Annotated in this window: 18 protein-coding genes and 1 riboswitch; of the genes, 11 read left to right on the forward strand and 7 right to left on the reverse strand. The window is 71.8% G+C overall.

All coding sequences use genetic code 11. The features are described 5' to 3' along the window. Nucleotides 1-24 precede the first annotated feature (24 nt). The 4 genes from GA0070562_RS01315 to pknB are packed head-to-tail and all read left to right on the forward strand — an operon-like array spanning nt 25 to nt 6245. Nucleotides 25-1518: an FtsW/RodA/SpoVE family cell cycle protein gene (locus tag GA0070562_RS01315; protein WP_091413683.1), complete on the forward strand. Its 1494-nt coding sequence runs from the start codon at nt 25-27 to the stop codon at nt 1516-1518. Next, a complete protein-coding gene (locus GA0070562_RS01320) occupies nt 1515-3023 on the forward strand; it encodes a peptidoglycan D,D-transpeptidase FtsI family protein (protein WP_091413685.1) in 1509 nt (502 codons plus the stop codon). Before GA0070562_RS01315 ends, GA0070562_RS01320 begins: the two co-directional genes overlap by 4 nt. Nucleotide 3024: 1 nt before the next feature. Next, nucleotides 3025-4410 (forward strand): serine/threonine-protein kinase, encoded by a 1386-nt coding sequence (locus tag GA0070562_RS01325; RefSeq protein WP_091413687.1) that lies wholly within the window; start codon nt 3025-3027, stop codon nt 4408-4410. Next, nucleotides 4407-6245, forward strand: coding sequence for a Stk1 family PASTA domain-containing Ser/Thr kinase (gene pknB, locus GA0070562_RS01330; protein WP_091413690.1), 1839 nt, complete (start codon nt 4407-4409; stop codon nt 6243-6245). Before GA0070562_RS01325 ends, pknB begins: the two co-directional genes overlap by 4 nt. Before the next feature lie 190 nt (nt 6246-6435). Here pknB and GA0070562_RS01335 read toward each other — a convergent pair whose 3' ends face one another. The 4 genes from GA0070562_RS01335 to GA0070562_RS01350 form a co-directional block, all read right to left on the reverse strand. Next, nucleotides 6436-7086, reverse strand: a complete 651-nt coding sequence (locus GA0070562_RS01335; protein ID WP_091413692.1) for an aminodeoxychorismate/anthranilate synthase component II — start codon at nt 7084-7086, stop codon at nt 6436-6438. Between the two features lie 5 nt (nt 7087-7091). Beyond that, a complete protein-coding gene (locus GA0070562_RS01340; protein ID WP_091413694.1) occupies nt 7092-7364 on the reverse strand; it encodes a hypothetical protein in 273 nt (90 codons plus the stop codon). Between the two features lie 3 nt (nt 7365-7367). Further along, entirely contained in the window at nt 7368-8264 is an 897-nt protein-coding gene (locus GA0070562_RS30970) for a class E sortase (protein ID WP_091413696.1), read from the reverse strand. Nucleotides 8265-9025: 761 nt separating this feature from the next. Further along, entirely contained in the window at nt 9026-9832 is an 807-nt protein-coding gene (locus tag GA0070562_RS01350) for a DUF881 domain-containing protein (RefSeq protein ID WP_091413698.1), read from the reverse strand. A 230-nt stretch (nt 9833-10062) separates the two neighbouring features. Between GA0070562_RS01350 and GA0070562_RS01355 the strand changes: the two genes are divergently transcribed. The 5 genes from GA0070562_RS01355 to GA0070562_RS01375 all read left to right on the forward strand — a co-directional run bounded on the left by GA0070562_RS01355 (nt 10063) and on the right by GA0070562_RS01375 (nt 16330). Next, nucleotides 10063-10326, forward strand: coding sequence for a cell division protein CrgA (locus tag GA0070562_RS01355; protein ID WP_018785565.1), 264 nt, complete (start codon nt 10063-10065; stop codon nt 10324-10326). Nucleotides 10327-10506: 180 nt separating this feature from the next. Further along, nucleotides 10507-12705 carry a (Fe-S)-binding protein gene (locus GA0070562_RS01360; RefSeq protein WP_091413700.1) on the forward strand — a complete coding sequence of 733 codons (2199 nt, stop codon included), beginning with the start codon at nt 10507-10509 and terminating at the stop codon, nt 12703-12705. 139 nt (nt 12706-12844) lie between these two features. Further along, complete coding sequence (locus GA0070562_RS01365; protein ID WP_091415992.1) at nt 12845-14152, forward strand: hemolysin family protein; 1308 nt, start codon at nt 12845-12847, stop codon at nt 14150-14152. Continuing rightward, the gene (locus tag GA0070562_RS01370; RefSeq protein ID WP_091413702.1) at nt 14145-15149 is read left to right on the forward strand and encodes a hemolysin family protein; all 1005 of its coding nucleotides are present in this window, start codon (nt 14145-14147) and stop codon (nt 15147-15149) included. The genes GA0070562_RS01365 and GA0070562_RS01370 overlap by 8 nt, the downstream gene beginning before the upstream one ends. A 170-nt stretch (nt 15150-15319) precedes the next feature. After that, nucleotides 15320-16330, forward strand: coding sequence for a C40 family peptidase (locus tag GA0070562_RS01375; RefSeq protein WP_091415995.1), 1011 nt, complete (start codon nt 15320-15322; stop codon nt 16328-16330). A 71-nt stretch (nt 16331-16401) separates the two neighbouring features. Here GA0070562_RS01375 and GA0070562_RS01380 read toward each other — a convergent pair whose 3' ends face one another. After that, nucleotides 16402-18435: an N-acetylmuramoyl-L-alanine amidase gene (locus tag GA0070562_RS01380; protein WP_091413705.1), complete on the reverse strand. Its 2034-nt coding sequence runs from the start codon at nt 18433-18435 to the stop codon at nt 16402-16404. Between the two features lie 237 nt (nt 18436-18672). Next, nucleotides 18673-18807: riboswitch (cyclic di-AMP (ydaO/yuaA leader) on the forward strand. A 13-nt stretch (nt 18808-18820) separates the two neighbouring features. Here GA0070562_RS01380 and GA0070562_RS01385 point away from each other — a divergent pair. After that, nucleotides 18821-19855, forward strand: a complete 1035-nt coding sequence (locus GA0070562_RS01385; RefSeq protein ID WP_091413708.1) for a C40 family peptidase — start codon at nt 18821-18823, stop codon at nt 19853-19855. A 63-nt stretch (nt 19856-19918) separates the two neighbouring features. Here GA0070562_RS01385 and dcd read toward each other — a convergent pair whose 3' ends face one another. After that, nucleotides 19919-20497 carry a dCTP deaminase gene (gene dcd, locus GA0070562_RS01390; protein WP_013283324.1) on the reverse strand — a complete coding sequence of 193 codons (579 nt, stop codon included), beginning with the start codon at nt 20495-20497 and terminating at the stop codon, nt 19919-19921. 78 nt (nt 20498-20575) lie between these two features. Here dcd and GA0070562_RS01395 point away from each other — a divergent pair, with 78 nt between their 5' ends. Continuing rightward, nucleotides 20576-21121 (forward strand): pyridoxamine 5'-phosphate oxidase family protein, encoded by a 546-nt coding sequence (locus GA0070562_RS01395; RefSeq protein ID WP_091413710.1) that lies wholly within the window; start codon nt 20576-20578, stop codon nt 21119-21121. A gap of 70 nt (nt 21122-21191) precedes the next feature. On the opposite strand, the gene GA0070562_RS01400 is transcribed toward GA0070562_RS01395, so the two are convergent. Beyond that, the gene (locus GA0070562_RS01400; protein ID WP_091413712.1) at nt 21192-22184 is read right to left on the reverse strand and encodes a zinc metalloprotease; all 993 of its coding nucleotides are present in this window, start codon (nt 22182-22184) and stop codon (nt 21192-21194) included. Nucleotides 22185-22223: the final 39 nt, after the last annotated feature.

Here is a 22223-nt window from a genome sequence, read left to right on the forward strand (position 1 = left end):
CGGCTCGATCCCGAGGACGTATCCGTGACCGCAGCCGCCGTACCGGCCGCCTCGCCCGCTTCGACGGGCGAGCAGTCCGGCGTACGCCTGGCCCGGTCCCGGCGTAACGCCGAGCTGTCCCTGCTCCTGCTCGCCATGGTGCTCGTGGCGGCGTACGCGGCGATGGTCGAGGCGAAGGCGCTGGACACGATCACGCCCGACTTCTGGATCCCGGCCGCCGCGCTGGGGCTGGTCTTCCTCGGCCTGCACCTGGTGATCCGCTGGCTGGCGCCGTACGCCGATCCGGCGCTGCTGCCCGCGGTGGCGCTGCTCAACGGCATCGGTGTCGGCTTCCTGCGGCGGTACGACCTGGCCAAGGCCACGCCCGCCGAGCGGGAGGACCTGGCCGTCTTCGCCGGTACGGGCGGCCGGCAGCTCGCCTGGACGCTGCTCGCGGTGATGCTGGCAGCCGCGCTACTGGCGATCCTGCGCGACCACCGCTCGCTGTCCCGGTACGCGTACACGCTGGGCCTGGCCGGCATCGTGCTGGTGATGATCCCGGCGGTGCTGCCGAGCCGGTTCTCCGAGATCAACGGCGCCAAGCTGTGGATCAAGTTCGGCTCGTTCTTCTCCATCCAGCCGGGTGAGTTCGCCAAGCTGGCCCTGCTCACGTTCTTCGCCTACTACCTGGTGCGCAAGCGGGAGGTGCTCTCGCTCGCCAGCCGGCGGGTGCTCGGCATCGACTTCCCGCGCGGGCGTGACCTCGGCCCGGTCCTCGTGGTCTGGCTGATCAGCCTCCTGGTCCTGATCTTCGAGAAGGACCTGGGCACCTCGCTGCTCTACTTCGGCATGTTCGTGGTGACGCTCTACATCGCCACCGAGCGGGTGAGCTGGCTGCTCATCGGCCTGATCCTGTTCTTCGGCGGCGCCTACCTGGCGTACCTGCTGGGCAGCACCGTCGGCGGCCCGTTCGCGAACTTCTACGACCGGGCGCAGATCTGGCTGGACCCGTTCGCCGAGCCGTACGACAGGGGTTACCAGCTGGTGCAGGGCCTGCTCACGCTCGGCACGGGCGGCCTGTTCGGTGCCGGGCCGGGCGGCGGGCAGCCGGCGCTGCTGCCCGAGGTGCAGACCGACTTCATCTTCGCCGGCATCGGTGAGGAGATCGGCCTGTTCGGTCTCTCCGCGCTGCTGGTGATCTACCTGCTGATCGTGGAGCGGGGCCTGCGCGCCGCGCTGGCGGTACGGGACTCGTTCGGCAAGCTGCTCGCCGGTGGTCTGGCGTTCACGCTGGGCCTTCAGGTCTTCGTCATCGTCGGCGGCATCAGCAAGCTCATCCCGCTGACCGGTCAGACCACCCCGTTCCTGTCCGCCGGTGGCTCCTCGCTGATGGCGAACTGGCTGCTGATCGCGCTGCTGCTGCGGGTCTCCGACGGCGCCCGCCGCCCGGTGACCGGCGCCGGTGGCCCGGCCGCCCGGCCGGCCGGTGGCCCGCCCGAGCAGTTGCACGGCGCCCCGACGGAGGTGATCCGGCCGTGAACGCCCCCCTGCGCCGCGTCGGCGTGGTCGTGATGGTCCTGTTCGGGCTGCTTTTCGCGAACCTGAACTGGATCCAGGCCTACAAGGCCGACGAGTACCGCAACAGCGACTACAACGGCCGGGTCCAGGTCGCCGAGTACGACCGCAAGCGCGGCAACATCGAGGTCGGCGGCACCGCGTACGCGCTGAGCAAGGAGACCGGCGGTGAGCTGAAGTACCAGCGCACCTACCCGGGCGGCGAGATGTACGCGCACGTGCTCGGCTGGAAGCCGGTCAACGGCAGCGCGAGCGGCATCGAGCGGGTGGAGAACGACTTCCTGGCCGGCACCAGCGACGCGCTCATCGCCAGCCGGATCAAGGACATGTTCACCGGTGACGAGACCGGTGGCGGCAACGTGCTGCTGACGCTCTCCAAGCGGGCCCAGGAGACGGCGTACAAGCAGCTCAACGACAACCAGGTCGGCGCGACCAAGGGCGCGGCCATCGCGATCGACCCGCGTACCGGCGCGGTGCAGGCGCTCGTCTCCATGCCGAGCTTCGACCCGAACCCGCTGGCGAGTCACAACAGCACCGAGGCGGACCGGGCGTACAACACGCTGGAGAAGGACAAGGGCCGGCCGCTGGCGAACCGGGCGCTGTCCGAGACGCTGCCGCCGGGCTCCACCTTCAAGGTCATCATGGCGGCGGCGGCGCTGGAGAACGGCGTCGGGCAGCAGACCCGCATCCCGGCCGGTTCCAGCTACACCGCGCCCGGCGCCGGCCAGCCCATCCGCAACGCCGCGCCGTCGATCTGCCCCGAGTCGCAGGTGACGCTGCGGGAGGCGGTGACCGAGTCCTGCAACACCGGCTTCGCCCAGCTCGGCGTGCGCCTCGGCTCGGACAAGGTCAAGGAGAAGGCGAAGCAGTTCGGCTTCGAGCAGGAGGACCTCAACGTCGGCCAGCTCGGCGAGGGCGGCCTGCCGGTGGCGGCCAGCCGCACCGGCGACATGCAGAACCCGGACGGCAGCACCGACCAGGCTGCGCTGGCGCAGTCGTCGATCGGCCAGAACAACGTGCGGATGACCCCGTTGCAGGGCGCGCTGATCGCCGCCGCCGTGGCCAACAAGGACGGCAAGCAGATGCGTCCGTACCTGGTCAAGCAGCTGCTCGGGCCGGACCGCACCACCGTCTACGACGCCGCCCAGCCGCGCGAGCTGCGGCGTCCGATCAGCGGCCAGGTCGCCGCCGACCTGCGCGACATGATGCAGAACGTGGTGAAGGAGGGCACCGGCCGCCGGGCTGCCATCGACGGCTTCGTGGTCGGCGGCAAGACCGGTACCGCCGAGTCCGGCCCGAACACCCCGGACCACGGCTGGTTCATCGGCTTCGCCCTGGACAAGGACGGCACGCCGCTCTCCGCGGTCTGCGTCGAGCTGGAGCAGGCGGGCAGCGGCGGCAGCGCCGAGGCGGCCCGCATCGCCGGCCGGATCATGGCGGCGGCCATCGCGGACTCCGGGAGGCGCTGACGTGCTCGGCCCGGGAGTGAAGCTCGGCAACCGCTACCGCCTCGACGAGCGGATCGCCAGCGGTGGCATGGGCGACGTGTGGCGCGGCACCGACCAGGTGCTGGGCCGTACTGTCGCGGTCAAGAGCCTGCTCCCGGCGCTGCTGGACGAACCGGGCTTCGCCGAGCGGTTCCGCGGCGAGGCCCGGACCATGGCCACCATCAACCACCCCGGCGTGGTCGACGTCTACGACTTCGGCAGCGACCAGCACATCGCGTTCCTGGTGATGGAGTACGTCGAGGGCGACGCGCTCTCCGCCACGCTCAGCCGCGTGGGCCGGCTGACCCCGGCCCGTACGATGGCGTTGCTGGCGCAGGCCGCGGACGCGTTGCACGCGGCGCACGAGAAGGGCATCGTGCACCGGGACGTGAAGCCCGGCAACCTGCTGGTCCGGCCGAACGGCACGCTCGTGCTCACCGACTTCGGCATCGCCCGCTCCGACCTGGTCGGCCAGCTCACCGCCGCCGGCTCGGTGCTCGGCACCGCCTCGTACATCTCGCCGGAGCAGGCCACCGGCGCGGTCGCCACCCCCGCCTCGGACGTCTACGCGCTGGGCGTAGTCGCGTACCAGTGCCTGGCCGGCCGCCGCCCGTTCGAGGGTGACAACCCCCTCGAAATCGCCATGAAGCACGTGCGGGACGCTCCGCGGGCGCTTCCGCCCGACATCCCACCGCAGGTCCGCGCGATCGTGGAGCGGGCCATGGCGAAGGACCCGGCCGCGCGCTGGCCGAGCGCCGCCGCGCTGGCGAGCATCGCCCGGCAGGCCAAGCTCGCGCTCTCCCAGGCGGCACGCGCCGGGCACCCGATCTCCGGCGTACCCGCCTCGCCGGCCGCGCCGGTCGCGCGGGCGCAGGTGCCGACCGCCGTGCCGCGTCCGCAGCCGCCGGCCGCCGCCCCGCGTCCGCAGCCCCGGCCGCCCGTGTCCCCGGCCCACCCGCCGTTCGCCGCGCCGCGCCCGGCAGTGGTCGCGCACCCCGCCCCGCAGCCCCGCCCGCCGGTGGCGCCGCGCGGCGCGGCCCCCGTCCCGCAGCCACGCCCCGTGCCCCAGCACAACCCCCTGGGGTACGCACGACCGCCCGCCGCCGCACCGCCCCGGCGCTCCCGGTCCGGGCTGTGGACGACCGCGATCGTGGTGGCCGTACTGGTCATCCTCTGCTCGGGCGTGATTTCGTTCCTGTACCGGAAATACGGTGCTACCGCATCCGCTCCGGCGAGTGTGAGCGTGACCTCCGGCGCGGTGCAGCCGTACGGAGGCGACTATCCGGTCCGCACGTCGTACCGTCGTGAGGTACGCCTCCTGCCGGCCGGCGGCGGTACGACGACGAGCGAAGGACGAGAGACGCGATGACAGCGCAGGCCCGCCTGCTCGGTGGCAGGTATCAGGTCGGCGAGCTGCTGGGCTACGGCGGCATGGCCGAGGTGCACCGCGGCCGTGACCTCCGGCTCGGGCGGGATGTCGCGATCAAGATGCTCCGTACCGATCTGGCCCGGGATGCCACCTTCCAGATGCGGTTCCGCCGCGAAGCGCAGAACGCCGCCTCGCTCAACCACCCGGCCATCGTCGCCGTCTACGACACCGGCGAGGAGACCGCGCCCACGGGCGAGACCCTGCCGTTCATCGTGATGGAGTTCGTCAACGGCCGGACCCTCAAGGAGGTTCTCGGCGTCGAGGGGCGGCTCCAGCCGCGCCGGGCGCTGGAGATCTGCGCCGACATGTGCGCCGCGCTGGAGTTCAGCCACCGGCACGGGATCATCCACCGGGACATCAAGCCCGGGAACGTGATGCTCACCCAGACCGGCCAGGTCAAGGTGATGGACTTCGGCATCGCCCGGGCGCTGGCCAGCGGCGCCACCACGATGACGCAGACCAGCGCGGTCATCGGCACCGCGCAGTACCTCTCCCCCGAGCAGGCGCGCGGCGAGGCGGTCGACGCCCGCTCCGACGTCTACGCCGCCGGCTGCGTGCTGTTCGAGCTGCTCTGTGGCCACCCGCCGTTCGTCGGGGACAGCCCGGTCAGCGTCGCGTACCAGCACGTACGGGAGCAGCCGCCGACACCGAGCACGATCAACCCGGACGTCAACCCCGCTGTCGACGCCATCGTGCTCAAGGCGCTGTCGAAGAACCCGCTCAACCGCTACCAGAGCGCCGGCGAGATGCGGGCGGACCTGCTCCGCGCCGCCGCCGGCCGGCCGGTGCTCGCCACCCCGGTGATGCCGGCCGACGAGACCATGCCGATGGGCGCCGCCGCGGGTGGCGGCTACCACCAGGCGCAGCAGACCCAGATGATGGGCCCGCAGACCCGCCAGCAGCCGGTGGCGCGGGTCGGCGATCCGGGCAAGCGCAAGAGCTCGTCCTGGGTGATCGCCGCGTTCGCCGCGCTCGGCGTGCTCGCGGTGATCGCGCTCGGCACCGCGCTCTGGCTCAACCAGGCCGGCAACGAGAAGGTGTCGGTGCCGCAGCTGGTGGGCCGTTCGCAGGCCGAGGCGCAGGCGGCGCTCACCCAGGCCGGGCTGCGGTTCACCGCCGGCGATCCGGTGCAGAACACCACGTGCGAGAAGGGCTCGGTGGTCGACCAGAGCCCGTCGTTCGGCCAGCGGGTGGAGAAGGACACCGAGGTCACCGTCAACGTCTGCACCGGCCCGGGCCAGGTCACCATCCCCACCGGCCTGAAGGGCAGCACCAGGGACGCTGCGGAGACGCGTCTGCGCGAGCAGAAACTCGTTCCCGTGGTGGAGCTGGTGAACGACAGCGCGCCGAAGGACCAGGTCGTCTCCGTGTCGCCCAACGAGGGCAGCCCGGTCGCCGAGGGCAGCAAGGTGACACTCAAGGTCTCCCGGGGCAACGTCAGCGAGGTGCCGAACGTCCGCGGCTACACCGAGGACCAGGCGACGCAGCGGCTCAAGGAGGCCGGCTACGAGGTCCGGGTCCAGGAGGGCGACGAGGTCGACCCGGCCGAGGCGGGCAAGGTCAGCAGCCAGTCGCCCCGCGCCGGGACCAGCCTGGCCAAGGGCGAGCGGGTGACCATCCGGGTCGACGTGCCGCGCGAGGAGGAGCCCACGAGCCCGACGCCGAGCGTCACCCCCAGCACGACGCCGAGCACGCCGGGCAACGGTGGTGGCGGCAACGGCGGCGGTAGCGGCTTCCCGTTCCCGACCATCGCGCCGACACGTACCGACCGCTGACCTTCACCTGACCGACCGACGCGGCGGCGTCCCCGATCCCGGGGCCGCCGCCGCGCTCGCATCTCCGCCCCGCTTCTCCCGTTGACCATGAAGTTAGCGGCACCGAGCGTCCGATTTGTCCCCGCCAACTTCATGATCGACGGAAGAAGGGGTGGGCGGGGCCGCGGGGAGGGGGGAGGCGCGGGGTGGGTCAGGCTGGGGAGAAGGCGGCCTGGCGGCGGGCGTCGACCTCGGCGGCCAGCTCCGGGGCGCGCTCCAGCGCCGCCGGGAAGCCGCAGGCGGCAAGCCAGTTCGCCAGCATCAGGTGACCGCCCTCGGTCAGCACCGACTCCGGGTGGAACTGCACGCCCTCGATCGGCAGCGTGCGGTGCCGCATCGCCATCACCACGCCGGAGGCGGTCCGGCCGGTGACCTCCAACTCGTCGGGAAGCGTCTCGGGCAGTACGGCCAGCGAGTGGTACCGGGTGGCGGTGAACGGGTCGGGCAGCCCGGCGAGCACGCCCACGCCGTCGTGGCGTACCTCCGAGGTCTTGCCGTGCAGCAGTTCCGGCGCGCGGGCGACAGTCGCGCCGAACGCCTCGCCGATCGCCTGGTGACCCAGGCAGACGCCGAAGATCGGGACCTTGCCGGCGTACTCGCGGATCACGTCCAGGCAGATGCCGGCCCGGTCCGGGCTGCCCGGACCGGGCGACAGCAGGACACCGGCGGCGCCGACGCGGCCCACCTCGGCGACGTCGATCTCGTCGTTGCGCCGCACTTCGCAGTCGGCGCCGAGCTGGCCGAGGTACTGCACGAGGTTGAAGACGAACGAGTCGTAGTTGTCGATCACCAGTACGCGCATCGCTGTCACCTGTTCGGGGTGGAGGGTGGGGCGTTGTTCGTCTCGGTGCTGTACGGCAGCTCCTCCTCGCCGGGCAGCCCGGTGGGTTCGGTGATCCCACCGTCACCCGGTACGCCGGAGTCCTGGGTGACCTGCACGTCGTCGAAGGGCAGCAGCGGTTCGGCCCACGGGAAGACCACGAACCAGAGCAGCGCGACGGTGGCGGTGGCCAGCACCAGCGAGCCGATCAGCTTGCCGGGCAGCCCGAACGGCAGTTTGCGCCAGATCCACGAGTACACGGCTCACGCCTCCAACTCGGCCGGGCGGCCCGCCGACTTGGCCTGCGTGTGGTCCAGCCGGGCGTGGATGATCAGCCGCTGGTAGTTGTCGAACTTCGGGTTGCAGGTGGTGAGCGTCAGCAGCTTCTCGGTGGCCTTCTGGCCCGCCTTGCCGGGCACCGGCGCGACCACCTCCACCTGGGACGGCTTGACGATCCGCTGGTCATAGACCCGGTAGACGAGCCAGTCGGTCCTGGTCTCGACCACTATCGCGTCGCCGGTTTTCAACTCGTCCAGCCGCCAGAAAGTGGAGCGGATGCGGTGACCGGCGACGGAGAAGTTGCCCACCTCGCCGGGCATGGCGCTGTCCGGGTAGTGGCCCGGGGCGTACCGGATGTCCTCCGGGCTGACCCCCTCGACCACCACCCAGTGCTTCTCGAACTTGGGGATGTAGAGACCGGCGACCGGCTTCCCCTTGGCCGGCGGCTTCGGCTTCACCGTCGGACCGGTGGTCGGGCCGACGGTCGGATCCGCGGTCGCGCCCCACTCCTGGGCGAGCTGGCTGTTCAGGTCGTTCTGGTGGGCCTCGACGATGACCGCCTTGCCCCAGATCTCGTACCCGGCGAACAGGAGCACCACCAGGCCGAAGGTGATCAGCAGCTCGCCGGTGCCCCGCACGACGGTGCGCAGCCGGGAGCCGACGGTGGGGCGGGTCAGCTCGGAGTAGACGCTGCGGTACCCCTCGCCGGTCTGCTCGGGCCGCAGCTGCACCACCCGCTCGCCGCGCCGGGGGCGGGGCGGCTCGGCGGGCGGCTCGCCGCCGCCGCCGTCGCCGGTGTCCGGCGCCGGGGGCACCGCGCCCATCAGCCCGGTGGCGTCCAGGTGGGGGTTCGCGGGTGGGCGGGTGACGGCGGGCAGCACCGTCGTCGCCCCGGGGTCGGCCGGAGGATTGCGGTCCGCGCCGGTCGGCCCGCCGAGAGGGGGTACGCCGGGCGGCCGTTCACCACCCCCCGCCGGTCGCCGACCGTCCTCCGGCGGGCGTCCGCCGGCCTCCCACGGGCGGGCGCCGGTCTGCGGTGGCTGTCCACCGCGACCACCGCGCTCGGGCGGGATCGCCTCACCGGTGGGATGGCGGACGGGGTTCTGCTGTGTCGGCCCGTACGGCCCCGGTCGAGGGGGACGCTCACCCGGCGTGGGTGGGACGTCGCCGGGCGCGGCGGGGCGCATCCCGGCGGCGGAACCGCCCCGGGGCGCCGGTCCTCGGGCCGGCGGTCCTTGGTGCGCGGGTCCGTACTGCGCAGAGCCGTGGTGCGCGGGGCCGGCCGGGTGGGGCGTACCCCTGGGGGGAAGCTCGCCGGCCTGCGGCCGGAACCGGGGGTCGGACTCGGCGGGGGAGGCGCTCGGTGGCTGGTGGGCCTGGCTGCCCGGCCATGGCGGCGGCGGGGCGGTCCGGGGCGAACCGGAAGGCGGCGGGGCCGTCCGGGGCGGGGCGGGAGGCGGCGGTACGGGCGGCCGGGCGTCCGGACCGCGCCGGGCCGGAGCGGTGTGGGTCGGGCCGGCGTCGGGCCAGGGCAGGTCGAGCGGGGGCGGCGACGCCGGGGCCGGACGCTCGACCCGGGGGAGGAACGCTGTCGGCTCCTCCCGGCGGTCGTGGCCGGCGCGTTCCCGGGGGTCGCCGCCGGTCACCGGGGCACCGTCGCCGACTGCAACGCGGTGGAGTCCTCGAACGCCGGCACGGTGACTGTGGAGACGCGCTCGACGTACCCGAGTTGGTAGTGGTCGGCCACTTCCTTGAACACCCGCACTCCCTCAGAGGCGGCGAGCGCCCGCTGGAGTTCCGCGGGATCGCCGATTGCCACGATCTTGAAAGGAGGGGAGTACACCCGGCCGTGCAGCAGCAGGGTGTTACCGACGCAGCGTACCGCGCTGGTGCTGAGCACGCGGACGTTCATGATTGACATGGCTTCCGCGCCGCCGGCCCAGAGCGCGTTGACGACCGCCTGGACGTCGCCCTGGTGCACCACCAGGTCGTCGTTGCTGGCGCCCTTGGGCAGCGGCTGGTCGGGCCGGCGGTCGGCGTCGTTCAGTTCGACCGTCACGCCGCTGCCGGTGAGCGCGGTGAATCCGGCGGCCTGGCGGCTGGCGGCGGCCCGGTCCCGCTCGGTCTTGATCGGCCCGTCGGCGCCCGCGAGCGCGGCGGTCTGGTCCTCCACCTCGGCGCGGAGCCGGGCGGCCTTCGCCTCGCTGGCGGCGACCTCCTCGCGGCGGTCCTCGATCAGCTGGGTGAGCTGGGGCCGGCGGTCCTCGCGCAGGGACGTGCCGCCCGCGGTGGTGGCGGTGGTGGTGAAGAGCAGGCCGGCCGCGGCGGCGATCAGGGGTACGCCGATGGACCAGCCGGGGCGGCGCTGGCGGGCGCGCCGGGGCAGCAGGGCGGCTGCCGCGCGGCGGAGGACCTTCTGCCAGGAGGCGGCGCCGGACGTGTACTCCACCGGGCGTTCCCTTTCCCGTCGTTTCGTTCCGGCCCGCGCCGGTGCGAGCCGACCTGCTCGACCCGGAAAGTCCGCTCTTTCCGGTTACTGAGTGCACCGGCCTGGCCCCATTCGTGGCCTGGACGGTCCGTCGGGACTACGCTAGCTGTCGAACATTATTGGCCATGGACCGTCGCCCTCGCGCCCGGTTGTCAGGCCGGACGAGGTCGTACCCCCCTCTGGAGAGCGTCGTGCCCAAGTCTCAGGTCCGCAAGAAGAAGGTGTACACCCCGCCGACGGACGTGCGTCCGACGGCGACGGCGTCGACGCGCAAGCCTAGCCCCATCTGGCTGCCGGTCACGGCGGTCACGCTGATCGTGGTGGGCATCGGCTGGCTGGTCCTCTACTACCTGTCCGAGCAGGCGTACCCGGTCGCCAGCTGGGGCTACTGGAACCTCGCCGTCGGCTTCGGCGCGATGGTCTCGTCGCTGATCCTGCTCTCCCGCTGGCGCTGATCCGGCACTGCCCCACCCCGGCGTAGCTCACGCCACGCCGCCCCTGCCCGGCGCTTCGACGCCGCTCCACCTAAGGTGTGCGCAGGGCGGCGTGGCCTGGTGCGAGAAGACTCACGTTACTGCTGGGTAACCTTGCGCGTAGGCTGCACGGACAAGGCAGCAGACCGGGAGGCCAACTCGATGGGCAGCGTCCAGATCGTCACCACGATCCTCGCGGCCGCCATCACCGCCGTGGCGGTGTGGCTTGCGGTACGCGCGGTCATGAAGATGACAGCCGTCATCCGGCTCGGCCAGCCCGCGCCGGAGCGGTTCGGCGACAAGGGCGCGCGCACCAAGAAGATGCTGGTGGAGACCGCCGGTCACACCCGCATGCTGAAGTGGAGCGTGGTCGGCGCCGCCCACTGGTTCGTGATGGTCGGCTTCATCGTGCTGTCGCTGCTGGTGCTGGAGGCCTACTTCGAGGTGGTCTCGACCGGCGGCGGGCTGCCGATCATCGGGCACTGGACGATCTTCGGTCTGGTCACCGAGTGGATCGGCATCCTCGGCCTGGTCGGCATCCTGGTGCTGATGGCCATCCGGCTGCGCAACCGGCCCGGCCGCGCGGAGAACCGTTCCCGGTTCACCGGCTCGACCATGTGGCAGGGCTACTTCGTCGAGTGGGTCGTCCTGCTGGTCCTGATCTTCGGGTTCGTGATCCGGGGCTTCAAGGTCGCCACCGACCACTTCGAGTACCCGGTCTGGGCCGCCCCGCTCAGCCACGCGGTCGGCTCGGTGCTCCCGAACTGGGAGGCCGGCGTCAGCGTGGCCGCCCTCATCAAGATCTGCATCTCGATGACCTGGCTCATCGTGATCTCGCTGAACGTCACCATGGGCGTGGCCTGGCACCGCTTCCTGGCCTTCCCGAACATCTTCTTCAAGCGCGACCCGGAGAAGCCGGCCGGCTCCGGCCTGGGCCCGCTGCGCCCGATGACCAGCGAGGGCAAGCCGCTGGACTTCGAGGAGGCCGACCCGGAGAAGGACCAGTTCGGTGTCGCCCAGGTCGAGCAGTTCACCTGGAAGGGCCTGCTCGACTTCAGCACCTGCACCGAGTGCGGTCGGTGCCAGTCGCAGTGCCCCGCCTGGAACACCGGCAAGCCGCTGTCGCCGAAGCTGCTGGTGCTGAGCCTGCGCGACCACGCGTACGCCAAGGCGCCATACCTGCTGGCCGGTGGCGGCAAGGACCTGACCGGCGAGGAGAAGGCCACCGAGGCGCAGCTCGCCCACATGGACGTGCTGGCCCTCGCCGAGGCCGACCGGCCGCTGATCGGCACCGCCGAAGAGGGCGGCGTCATCGACCCGGACGTGCTCTGGTCCTGCACCACCTGCGGCGCCTGCGTCGAGCAGTGCCCGGTGGACATCGAGCACGTGGACCACATCGTCGACATGCGCCGCTACCAGGTGCTGATCGAGTCGAGCTTCCCCTCCGAGGCCGGCGTCATGCTGCGCAACCTGGAGAACAAGGGCAACCCGTGGGGCGCCCCGCAGAACACCCGCGAGGACTGGACCAAGGGCCTCGGGTTCGAGGTGCCGCGCGTCGGCGAGGTCGACGACTTCGAGTACCTGTTCTGGGTCGGCTGCGCCGGCGCGTTCGAGGACCGGGCCAAGAAGACCACCCGCGCTGTGGCCACGCTGCTCAACGAGGCGGGCGTCAAGTTCGCCATCCTGGGCGAGGGCGAGACCTGCTCCGGTGACCCGGCCCGCCGCATCGGCAACGAGTTCGTCTTCCAGATGCTGGCCCAGCAGAACGTCGAGACGCTGAACGAGGCGTTCGAGGGCCGGGAGAAGAGCAAGCGCAAGATCGTCGCCACCTGCCCGCACTGCTTCAACACCCTGGGCAACGAGTACGGCCAGCTCGGCGGCGAGTTCGAGGTGGTGCACCACACCCAGCTGCTGGCCCACCTGGTCAGTGCCGGCAAGCTCACCCCGGTGCAGCCGGTCGACGGCGGCGTGACCTACCACGACCCGTGCTACCTCGGCCGCCACAACCGGATCTTCGCCGCGCCGCGTGAGGTGCTCGGCGATTCGATCCAGGGCGAGCTGACCGAGATGCCGCGCAACAGCGAGCGCTCCTTCTGCTGCGGCGCCGGCGGCGCCCGGATGTGGATGGAGGAGAAGATCGGCAAGCGGATCAACGTGGACCGCGTCGAGGAGGCCATGTCCACCGGCGCGAAGACCATCGCGGTCGGCTGCCCGTTCTGCTCGACGATGCTCAACGACGGCGTGAACGGCAAGGGCGCGGGCGAGGACGTCGAGGTGGTCGACGTGGCGAGCGTGCTGCTGCGCTCGGTCAAGCCGGAGGCCCCGGCCGGTGAGCCGGAGGTCGCGCCGGCCGCGAGCTGAGGCGTACACCCGGCAGGAGCCGGACCACGACGGCGGCGGCACCCATGCGGTGCCGCCGCCGTCGCGCGCCACGGGGGTCCGCCGTCGGCGCGCGCGTGCCACAATCACGCGCATCGACGGCCTTCTGCTTCTGACGCTGTTGCCCCTGGTCGGCTTCGTGCTGCTGACCGCCGGCAACGCGTTCTTCGTGGCGGCCGAGTTCGCCCTGGTCACGGTCGACCGGGCGGAGATCGACAGGCGGGCCGACGAGGGGGACGGCCGGGCCGTCACGGTACGCCGCGCGCTGCGAGAGCTGTCCTTCCAGCTCTCCGGCGCGCAGCTCGGCATCACGCTCACCGCGTTGCTCACCGGCTACCTGGCCGAGCCCGCCCTGGCCCGGATCTTCACGCCGCTGCTGCATCCGTTCGGCGGCGCGGAACGCTTCTCCGGCCTGCTCGCGCTGGCCCTGGCCACGCTCATCTCGATGCTGTTCGGCGAGCTGGTGCCGAAGAACCTCGCGCTGGCCCGCCCGATGCCGGCCGCGCTCGCCACCGCGGCGCCGATGCGGGCCTTCTCCCGTACCTTCGGCTGGCTGATCCGACTGCTGAACGAGTCCGCGAACCGGCTGGTGCGCCGCCTCGGCGTGGAGCCGCAGGAGGAACTGGCGAGCGCGCGCTCCCCGGAGGAGCTGGGTCTGCTCGCCGCCATCTCGGCGCGAGCCGGTGCGCTGCCGCCGGACACCGCGATGCTGCTGCGCCGCACCATCCGCTTCGGCGACAAGCGGGCCGCCGAGGCGATGACGCCCCGGGTGGACGTGACCGCGTTGCGCGCCACCACGACTGTGGCCGAGTTGCTGGAGGCGTCCCGGCGGACCGGCCGGACCCGGTTCCCGGTGTACGAGGAGACGCTCGACCTGGTCACCGGCGTCGCCGGGGTGCCCGACGCGCTGGGTGTGCCGCTCGCCCGCCGGGCCGCCACCACAGTCGCCGCCGTCGCCCGGGAACCGGTGTACGTCCCGGAGAGCCTGAACCTGAACGGGGTGCTGGCCGCGCTCAAGGCCGCCGGGGCGGACCTGGCGATCGTGGTGGACGAGTACGGCGGCACCGACGGCGTGGTGACCGTGGAGGATCTGGTCGAGGAACTGGTCGGAGAGATCGCCGACGAGTTCGACCCGGACGCGGTGGACGGCTTCGGCCCGGTGGAGCTGACAGTGCCCGGCGGCGAGCGGACCGTCCTGACCGACGGTGTGCTGCGCGCCGACGAGCTGGTCGAGCAGACCGGGTTCCGGCTGCCCGACGGGCCGTACGAGACGCTCGGCGGCTTCCTCATGGCGCGGCTCGGCCACATCCCGGTGCCGGGCGAGACGGTCGACGAGGCCGGGTACGAGTTCACGGTGGTGGAGGTCGACCGGCACCGGATCGAGCAGGTGCGGGTGGTGCGCCCCGAGGAGCCCGACGACGGTGCCTGAACTACTCGTGGCGGTGGTGTTGCTGCTCGGCAACGCGTTCTTCGTGGGCAGCGAGTTCGCGCTGATCGCGTCCCGCCGTACGGTGATCGAACCGCTGGCGGCGACGTCGAAGCGGGCGCGGTTGGCGCTGGCGGCGATGAACCAGATCCCGTTGATGATCGCCGGGGCGCAGCTCGGCATCACCGTCTGCTCGCTCGGCCTCGGCGCGATCGCCGAGCCGGCGCTCGCCCACCTGCTGGAGTCGCCGTTCGCCGCGCTGGGGCTGCCCGCCTCGGCGGTGCACCCGGTGTCGTTCGTCATCGCGCTGGCAGTGGTGGTGTTCCTGCACACGGTGGTCGGCGAGATGGTGCCGAAGAACATCACGCTGGCCGGGCCGGAGCCGTCGGCGCTCTGGCTCGGCCCGGCGATGCTGGCGTTCTGCCTGGCCACCAAGCCGCTGCTGCTGGCGATGAAGTGGGCGTCCCGGCAGGTGCTGCGGTGGTGGCGGGTGGAGGCGACCGACGCGGTGAAGACCGTGTTCACGGCCGAGGAACTGGCCGGGCTGGTCTCCCAGGCGCGTACCGAGGGATTGCTGGACGCCGAGGAGCACGCCCGGATCACCGGCGCGCTGGCCCTGCACAGCCGTACCGCGGCGGACGCGCTGCAACCCTGGTCGACGGTGACGACGGTGGCCGAGGACGTCTCACCGGCGTCGCTGGAGGTGCTGGCGACCCGTACCGGCCGGTCCCGCTTCCCGGTGGTGCAGCGGTCCACCCGCCGGGTGCTCGGTTTCGTGCACGTCAAGGACGTGCTCGGGTACGCCGGGGCGAGCCGCCGGGCGCCGGTGCCGGCCGCTGTCTACCGGCCGCTGGCTGTGGTGCCGCCGGACCGTACGCTCGCCGATCTGCTGCTCGCGATGCGCCGCGAACGCCGCCACATGGTGCTGGTCAGCGACGGACGCCGGCCGATGGGTGTGGTGACGCTCGACGACGTATTGACAGCCATCGTCGGGAGGTGAAATGAATACCCTTGGTGTGCAATCGATTGCGGATACGTGATTGAACAAACGGTCGCCTTGATTCCATCGGACGCCTTCCCTAATGTGAGGCACCGACCGCTGTGGGTCGTCTGCCTCGAACTTCCCTCTCGCGAGGCGCCCGGCGGTCGGTTGCAAAGGAGTCCGTGCCGGTGGCAACCACGCCCCCTCAACGTCACGCCCCGAGCGCTCCACCCGGTCGGCGGGCCGGGTTCCAACGGGTGGTACGCCGTCTGGTCACCCTGGTCGCGGCCGCCGCGGTCGGCGCCGGAATGCTGACCGCCCCGGCGCACGCGGCGCCGTCGGTGGACGAGATCGACGCGCAGATCGACAAGCAGTGGGAGCAGCTCGAACCCACCATCGAGCAGTTCAACAAGGTTCGCTCGCAGCTCCGCACCAACCAGAAGAAGTCCAAGGCGCTGAAGGACAAGATGGTGCCGCTGGAGCTGGCCTCCACGCTCGCCATGAACAAGGTCGGCGACATCGCGGCCCGGTACTACATCCAGGGCCCGTCGCAGGAGCTGGGCGCGCTGCTGGTGAACACCAAGCCGGGCACGCTGGCCGAGCAGCTGGTCATGCTGGACCGGATCGCCGACGACCAGCGCCGCCAGATCGCCGGTGTGCTCAAGGTGCGCGACGAGTACAACAAGCAGAAGGAGAAGCTCGACGCGCTGATCGCGCTGGAGATCAAGCAGCAGAACGATCTCGCGGCGAAGAAGAAGCAGATCGACTCGGAGATCAAGCGGCTGACCGCCATGCTCCCGGTGACCTCGATCCGCCCGGCGGGCTGCCCCAAGATCGACGGCGTGGTGAGCAGCGCCGCGCGGACCGCGATCAAGACGGCGTGCGCCCAGGTCGGTGACCCGTACGTGTGGGGCGCCACCGGCCCGAACTCGTTCGACTGCTCCGGCCTCACCCAGTACGCGTACAAGGCGGCGGGCATCTCGCTGACCCACTTCACCGGCGCCCAGTGGAACGAGGGCCGTAGGGTCTCCCGTTCCGAGGCGCGCCCCGGTGACCTGGTGTTCTTCGGCTCGGACCTGCACCACGTCGGGCTCTACCTCGGCAACGGGGTGATGGTGCACGCGCCACGTACCGGTAAACCGGTCCAGGTGTCGAGCATCAACACCCAGCCGCTCGCCGGCTTCGTCCGGGTCAGCTGACCCGCACCTCCTGGCAACGAGAAGGCCCCCGGTCCGTCACGGACCGGGGGCCTTCCCGTGTGCGGTGACGGTCAGCGCGGCGCGCCGACCGGGGACGGCAGGATCAGCACGTCGTCCAGGTTCACGAACATGATCCGGTGGCCGAACTGGACCTGCACGTAGCGGTTCTCGCCGCGCACCACGGTCCGGTCACCCGGTGCCGAACCGTCGAACGAGACCGCCCGGTAGTACTCGCCCGGCAGCACCCCGCCGACCGCGTACCGCTGGCCGGCGGCGAACGTGTACTGCAGCGGCGAGATGGCCTGGTACGGGATGGTGTCCGGGTAGGCGGCCTGCTCCGGGTAGGCCCGCCCGTACACCGGGATGGTGGCCTTGCCGGGCCGGGGGGTCACCACGAAGCCGGTGGCCCACTTCGCCGTCGGCGCGGAGGCCGGGTTGAGGAACCACGCCTTCTGGCCGAGGTACCAGATCGCCGTCCAGTCACCCTGCCGGCCGGCGAGCGCGTACGTCTGGCCGGCGGAGGCGCGGGCGCCGTGGTCGGAGATGTACATCGTGTCCGGCGTACCGTCCGGGCGCAGCCCGAGGTCGTTGACGAGCGGGGCGTCCGGGCTCGGCGCGGTCCGCAGGATCACCGACGAGGAGCCGCGCGACGGGCACGGCTGCGCCGGCGGGGTGGGGCTGGGGACGCCGGGCGGCTGCTGGTTGCAGCCGAAGAACGCCGGCCGGTTGGTGGCGAAGTCCGGGTCGATGGTGACCAGGCCGGTACGGGACGTGCCGGTGCTGCGGAACGGCGCCTTCATCAGGTCGAAGTAGTGCGACCAGTCCCAGTAGGGTCCCGGGTCCCAGTGCATGCCGCCCACGTTGGCGGCGGTGATGCCGGGCACGTTGTCGTGGCCGATGATGTGCTGCCGGTCCATCGGGATGCCGAGCTTCAGCGCCAGGTGGCGCACCAGCTTGGCGGAGGTGCGGTACATCGCCTCGGTGTACCAGGTGCCCTGACCGGCGAAGCCCTCGTGCTCCAGGCCGATGGACTTCGCGTTGACATACCAGTTGCCGGCGTGCCAGCCCACGTCCTTGGTCTTGATGTGCTGGGCGATGTAGCCGTCCACCGAGCGCAGCGTGTAGTGCCAGCCCAGGTAGTCGGCCCGCTTCACCAGGTTGACGCTCGGGCCGAAGTAGCCCTCGGTGTCGTGGATGACGATGTACTCGATCTTCTGCTGCTTCGGCCGGTCGCCCAGGTCGTGGTTGCCGTAGTCGCCCGGGTCGTCGCTGAGCTGCTCGTAGGGCGCGGGAATCCACTCGCAGGCCAGCCGGACCGGGCACTCCAGCCCGTCCGGCCGCTCGGCGTTGCGCAGGCCGAGCCGGGCCAGGCGGGACCGGTCCGGCTGCGCGGCGGTGGCGGCGAGCGTGACCCGCTGGCCGTCGTCGGTGGTCCGGCTGGCGCCCTGGCCGAGCTGGTCGTACACCTCGTCGGCGAAAGCCGCTGCCGCGTCCGAGGTGTCCGCGCCGGAGTACCGGGCCACCGCGGCGTACCAGGCCGCCGGATCGGTGCCGGCACCGACCGGCCCACCCAGAGCCTTCTGGTACGACGCCAGCAGCGCCGCGCCACCGCGGATGTTCGCGGCCGGGTCGGTCCGCAGCGTCCCCGCGTCGAGCCCGGTCAGCGCGGCGGCCGCGTCGAGCGTCTGGAGCGAGGCGGGCGGCAGCGGCGTCTCCCGCTGCGGCGCGGCGGCCGTGGCCGGGTCGAGCTTGAGCGGGCGGGCGTCGTCGCCGCGCGGGTCCTCGTCCTCGTCGACGTGGGCGCTGCCCGGCACGGCGAGGATGTGCGCTGCGTCGGTCAGGTGCATCGGGCCGTAGCCGCCGCTGGTGCTGGGCTGCCCGGTGTGCGTGTCCCAGCGGGACTCCAGATAGGAGACGCCGAGCAGCACGTTCTGCGGCACGCCGTACTCGGCCGCGGCGGCGGCGTATTGTTGTTGCCGGTCGCTCGCGGGCGCGGACGTGTCCGGCGCGGCGGTCACCGGGCCGGTCGTCGCCAGCGCGGTGGCCGTGGCCACGGCGGCGGCGAGCAGTATCCGTCTGCCCGACGGCAGGGCGGAGAGGTGCATCGAACCTCCTGGACAGGGATGGGGGTCACTGCGTTTCCACCCTCACTCCGCACACCCGTGAGGGTCAATACCTTTCCAGTGGGTAATCGGCCCTGAAAGAAAATTTCACCTCCGCACGGGTACGGCACCTCATCGCGTACGGAGTGTCACGGCGCTGGAAGTTGCGGATCGATAACGGTGGTCCCTACTCTGGTGAATCGTCGGCCGCACGTCTCACCGTCCAACCCGGTCGGTGACGGTCCGACACCGCCGAGTCGCCTCCGGGCGAGCCGGGGAACCAGGTACCTGGGGTGAATCCGCAGCGATGCGGTAGGGCGGCTCCCTTCCCGCCCGAATCCGTCAGCTAACCAGGTAGGCGGTACGGAAGAAGGAGTACGGACGCCCGGTGGCACTCCATGCCCAGCGGCCGTCGTCGAACCGGTCGGTCGACCGGTCCACGGCTGTGCCGCGTACCCGCTGGTCCCGCTTCACCACCGCCCTCGCCGCCCTGGTCGGCACCGCCGTCGTCCTGACCGGCGGCGCCACGGCGGCACACGCCGAACCCTCGGTCGCCGAGATCGAGGCCCAGATCGACCGCGACTGGAACAAGCTCGAACCGGTCATCGAACAGGTCAACGCCGTACGCGGGCAGCTCGCCGCGCGGCGCAAGCAGGCCGACGCGCTCGGCCGGCAGATCGCACCCCTCCAGGCCCGCGTGGACGCCGCGCTCGGCCAGGTCGGCGGGCTCGCCGCCGACGCCTACAAGGGCGACAACCTCTCCACAGTCAACGCGCTGCTCGGCAGCCGCTCACCCGGCGATCTGGTCAACGGCCTGGAACTGCTCGACCGCTTCGCGCACCGCCAGCACGAGCAGGTGCGCTCCGTCGCGGCGCTGCGCGACGAGTTGGCGGCGAAGAAGAAGCCGCTGGACGAGATGATCGCCGGTCTGGCGCGTACCGAGGCCCAGCTCGCGGCGAAGAAGAAGCAGATCGACGCCGAGATCGCCAAGCTGGAGAAGCTGCGGCTCAAGGTGTACGGCAAGGGTGGCGGCGGCCCGCTGCGCCCGGCGCCGTGCCCGGCCGGCTACCCCGGCGGCCCGGCCGGGGCGGCGGTCAAGTTCGCCTGCGCCCAGATCGGCAAGATCTACGTCTGGGGCGCGGCCGGACCGGACCACTTCGACTGCTCGGGCCTCACCATGGCCGCGTGGGCCAAGGGTGGCGTCTCGCTGCCGCACAGCGCACGCCAGCAGCACGGCGTGACGAAGCGGGTCAGCCGCGCCGAGCTGCGCGCCGGTGACCTGGTCTTCTACTACAGCGACCTGCACCACGTGGCGATGTACGTGGGCGACGGCTGGGTGGTGCACGCCTCCCAGTCCGGCAAGCCCATCACCATGAAGCGGGTCGATGACGGCGACATCAACAGCTACGGCCGCCCTGGCTGAGGTCGTGGTCCGGGGCTCCGCCGGTGACGGCGGTGCCCCGGGCGTGATGCCCCGGGTGCGGCGTCAGCGGGTCGGCCAGGTGCGCCAGCTCTGCCAGGACCGGCTCGGCGTCGGGCCGCGCTGCCCCTGGTAACGGGAGCCGTAGACGGCCGAGCCGTACGGGTGCTCGGCCGGCGAGGAGAGCCGGAAGATGCAGAGCTGGCCGATCTTCATGCCCGGCCAGAGCGTGATCGGCAGGTTCGCCACGTTCGACAGCTCCAGCGTGACGTGGCCGGAGAAGCCCGGGTCGATGAAGCCGGCCGTCGAGTGGGTCAGCAGACCCAGCCGCCCCAGGCTCGACTTGCCCTCCAGCCTGCCGGCGAGCTGGTCACCCAGCGAGATCACCTCAAGCGTGGAGGCGAGCACGAACTCGCCCGGATGCAGTACGAACGGCTGCCCCTCCGGCACCTCCACCATCGAGGTCAGGTCGTCCTGCTGGATCGACGGGTCGATGTGCGTGTAGAGGTGGTTGTTGAAGACCCGGAACAGCCGGTCCAGGCGTACGTCGATGCTCGACGGCTGCACCAGCGTGGGCTCGAAGGGCTCCAGCGCGAGCGTGCCGGCCTTGATCTCGGAGACCAGGTCGCGGTCGGAGAGCAGCATCGGAACACCATAGCGACCGGTACGGGTGACCTGCGTGTCGCACTACATCTTCGTACACGTGTTCGATAGAGTGTCCACATGGCTTCCTGGTCCGAATTCGCCGCCGACGAGCCCCGCCTCGCCGACGAGATCCGCCTCCTGATGCAGCAGTACGGGCCGGGCTTCGGCTACCTCGCCACGGTCCGCGCCGACGGCGGCCCCCGGGTCCACCCGGTCTCCCCGGTGTTCACCGCCGACGGCCTCTGGTGCTTCGTCATCGACTCGCCGAAACGCCGCGACCTCGAACGCGACGGTCGCTACGCGCTGCACTCGTTCCCGCCGGAGGAGAGCGACGACGAGGCGTACGTCGCGGGTCGCGCCCGGCCGGTGACCGACCCGGCCACCGTGGCCCGGCTGGCCCGGATCGGCCGCGCGTCGCCGCAGGGCGACTGGCGGCTGTTCGAGTTCACGGTCGAGGCGGCGATGCTGACGCGGCGCGACCCGGTGGCCCAGCCCGGCGCCGCCCCGCCGCAGGTGCGGGTCTGGCTCGACCCGCGCGGGGCCGAACCGGCCCGGCGGGAGCCGGTGGCCGCGGAGGGCCGGCGCGGCCGGCACGGCTTCGACACCCGCCGCCCGGCCGCCTGAAACCGGCCCGGAACGAAACGGTGCCGGCCCCGTCCGAGGACAGGGCCGGCACCGGTACGTGGTGCGAGGGTCAGGCCGCGCGGTAGGCGTTCCACGCGGTGAGCATGCGGCTCGCCTGGCCGGCGGTGAACTGGTACATGCAGGAGTCGTACGTGTAGTCCATGAAGTTGGTGATCGGGTCCTTGCCCGTGGTCGAGCAGGTGTCCCGCCCGGTCGGGCACTGGTACGCCGGGGACGCCTCGGCCGGGGTGTCGGAGACGCTGTCGCCCGAGCCGGAGCAGCCGCCCTGGAAGGTGTGGTAGAGGTTCAGCCAGTGGCCGACCTCGTGGGTGCCGGTGTCACCCTGGTTGTAGTTGGTCGCGGTGCCGCCGGGCAGCGACTCGCTGAGCACGACCACGCCGTCCATCTTGTCCAGCGTCCGCTTCGGGAACGTGGCCCAGCCCAGCAGGCTGTCGCTCAGCTCGCCGAGGTAGATGTTCAGCGTGTTCTTGCCGCCCTCACGCAGCGAGGTCTTCATCGAGCGCTCGGCGGAGGAGCCCTGCACGATCGGGTACCACGACGGGTTGGTCACCCGGTTGATCTTCGTGAGCTGGAACCCGAACGCGGTGGCGGCGCCGCCGGTCGAGCCCGCGTACGACTGGTTCAGCACGGTGATCTGCTGGTTGATCATCGAGTCGGTGATGTTGCCACCGGCCCGGGTGCTGTTCTCCTGGATGACGTGCACGACGACCGGGATCGTCACGGTGGCCAGCGGGGTGACGGCGCCGGTCCGGAAGTTGGCCCGCTCGCGCTGCGCGGCGGCGAGGTCGGCCTCACGGTCGCGGACCTGCTTGGCGGTCAGGTGGTTCGGGTCCAGCTTGGCGTTGCCGCCCTTCGCGACGCGAGCGTTCGCGTGCTCGTCGGCGTGGGCGTCGGCCGGCTCGGCGCAGACACCGGCCGGGGCGGCCGAGAAGGCCGAAGCAGCGGGGACGACGCCGACGGCGGCGGTGCTGAGCAGTAGCGCGAGGGTCGACGTCGCGACACCGGCGGTACGCCGGGTCAGCAGGTTGGGACGGAGTCCCATGGGCCCACCTCTTTCTGACGGCGTGGCAGGGGGTGTGTC

The organism is Micromonospora tulbaghiae, from assembly GCF_900091605.1.
GTDB lineage: Bacteria > Actinomycetota > Actinomycetes > Mycobacteriales > Micromonosporaceae > Micromonospora > Micromonospora tulbaghiae.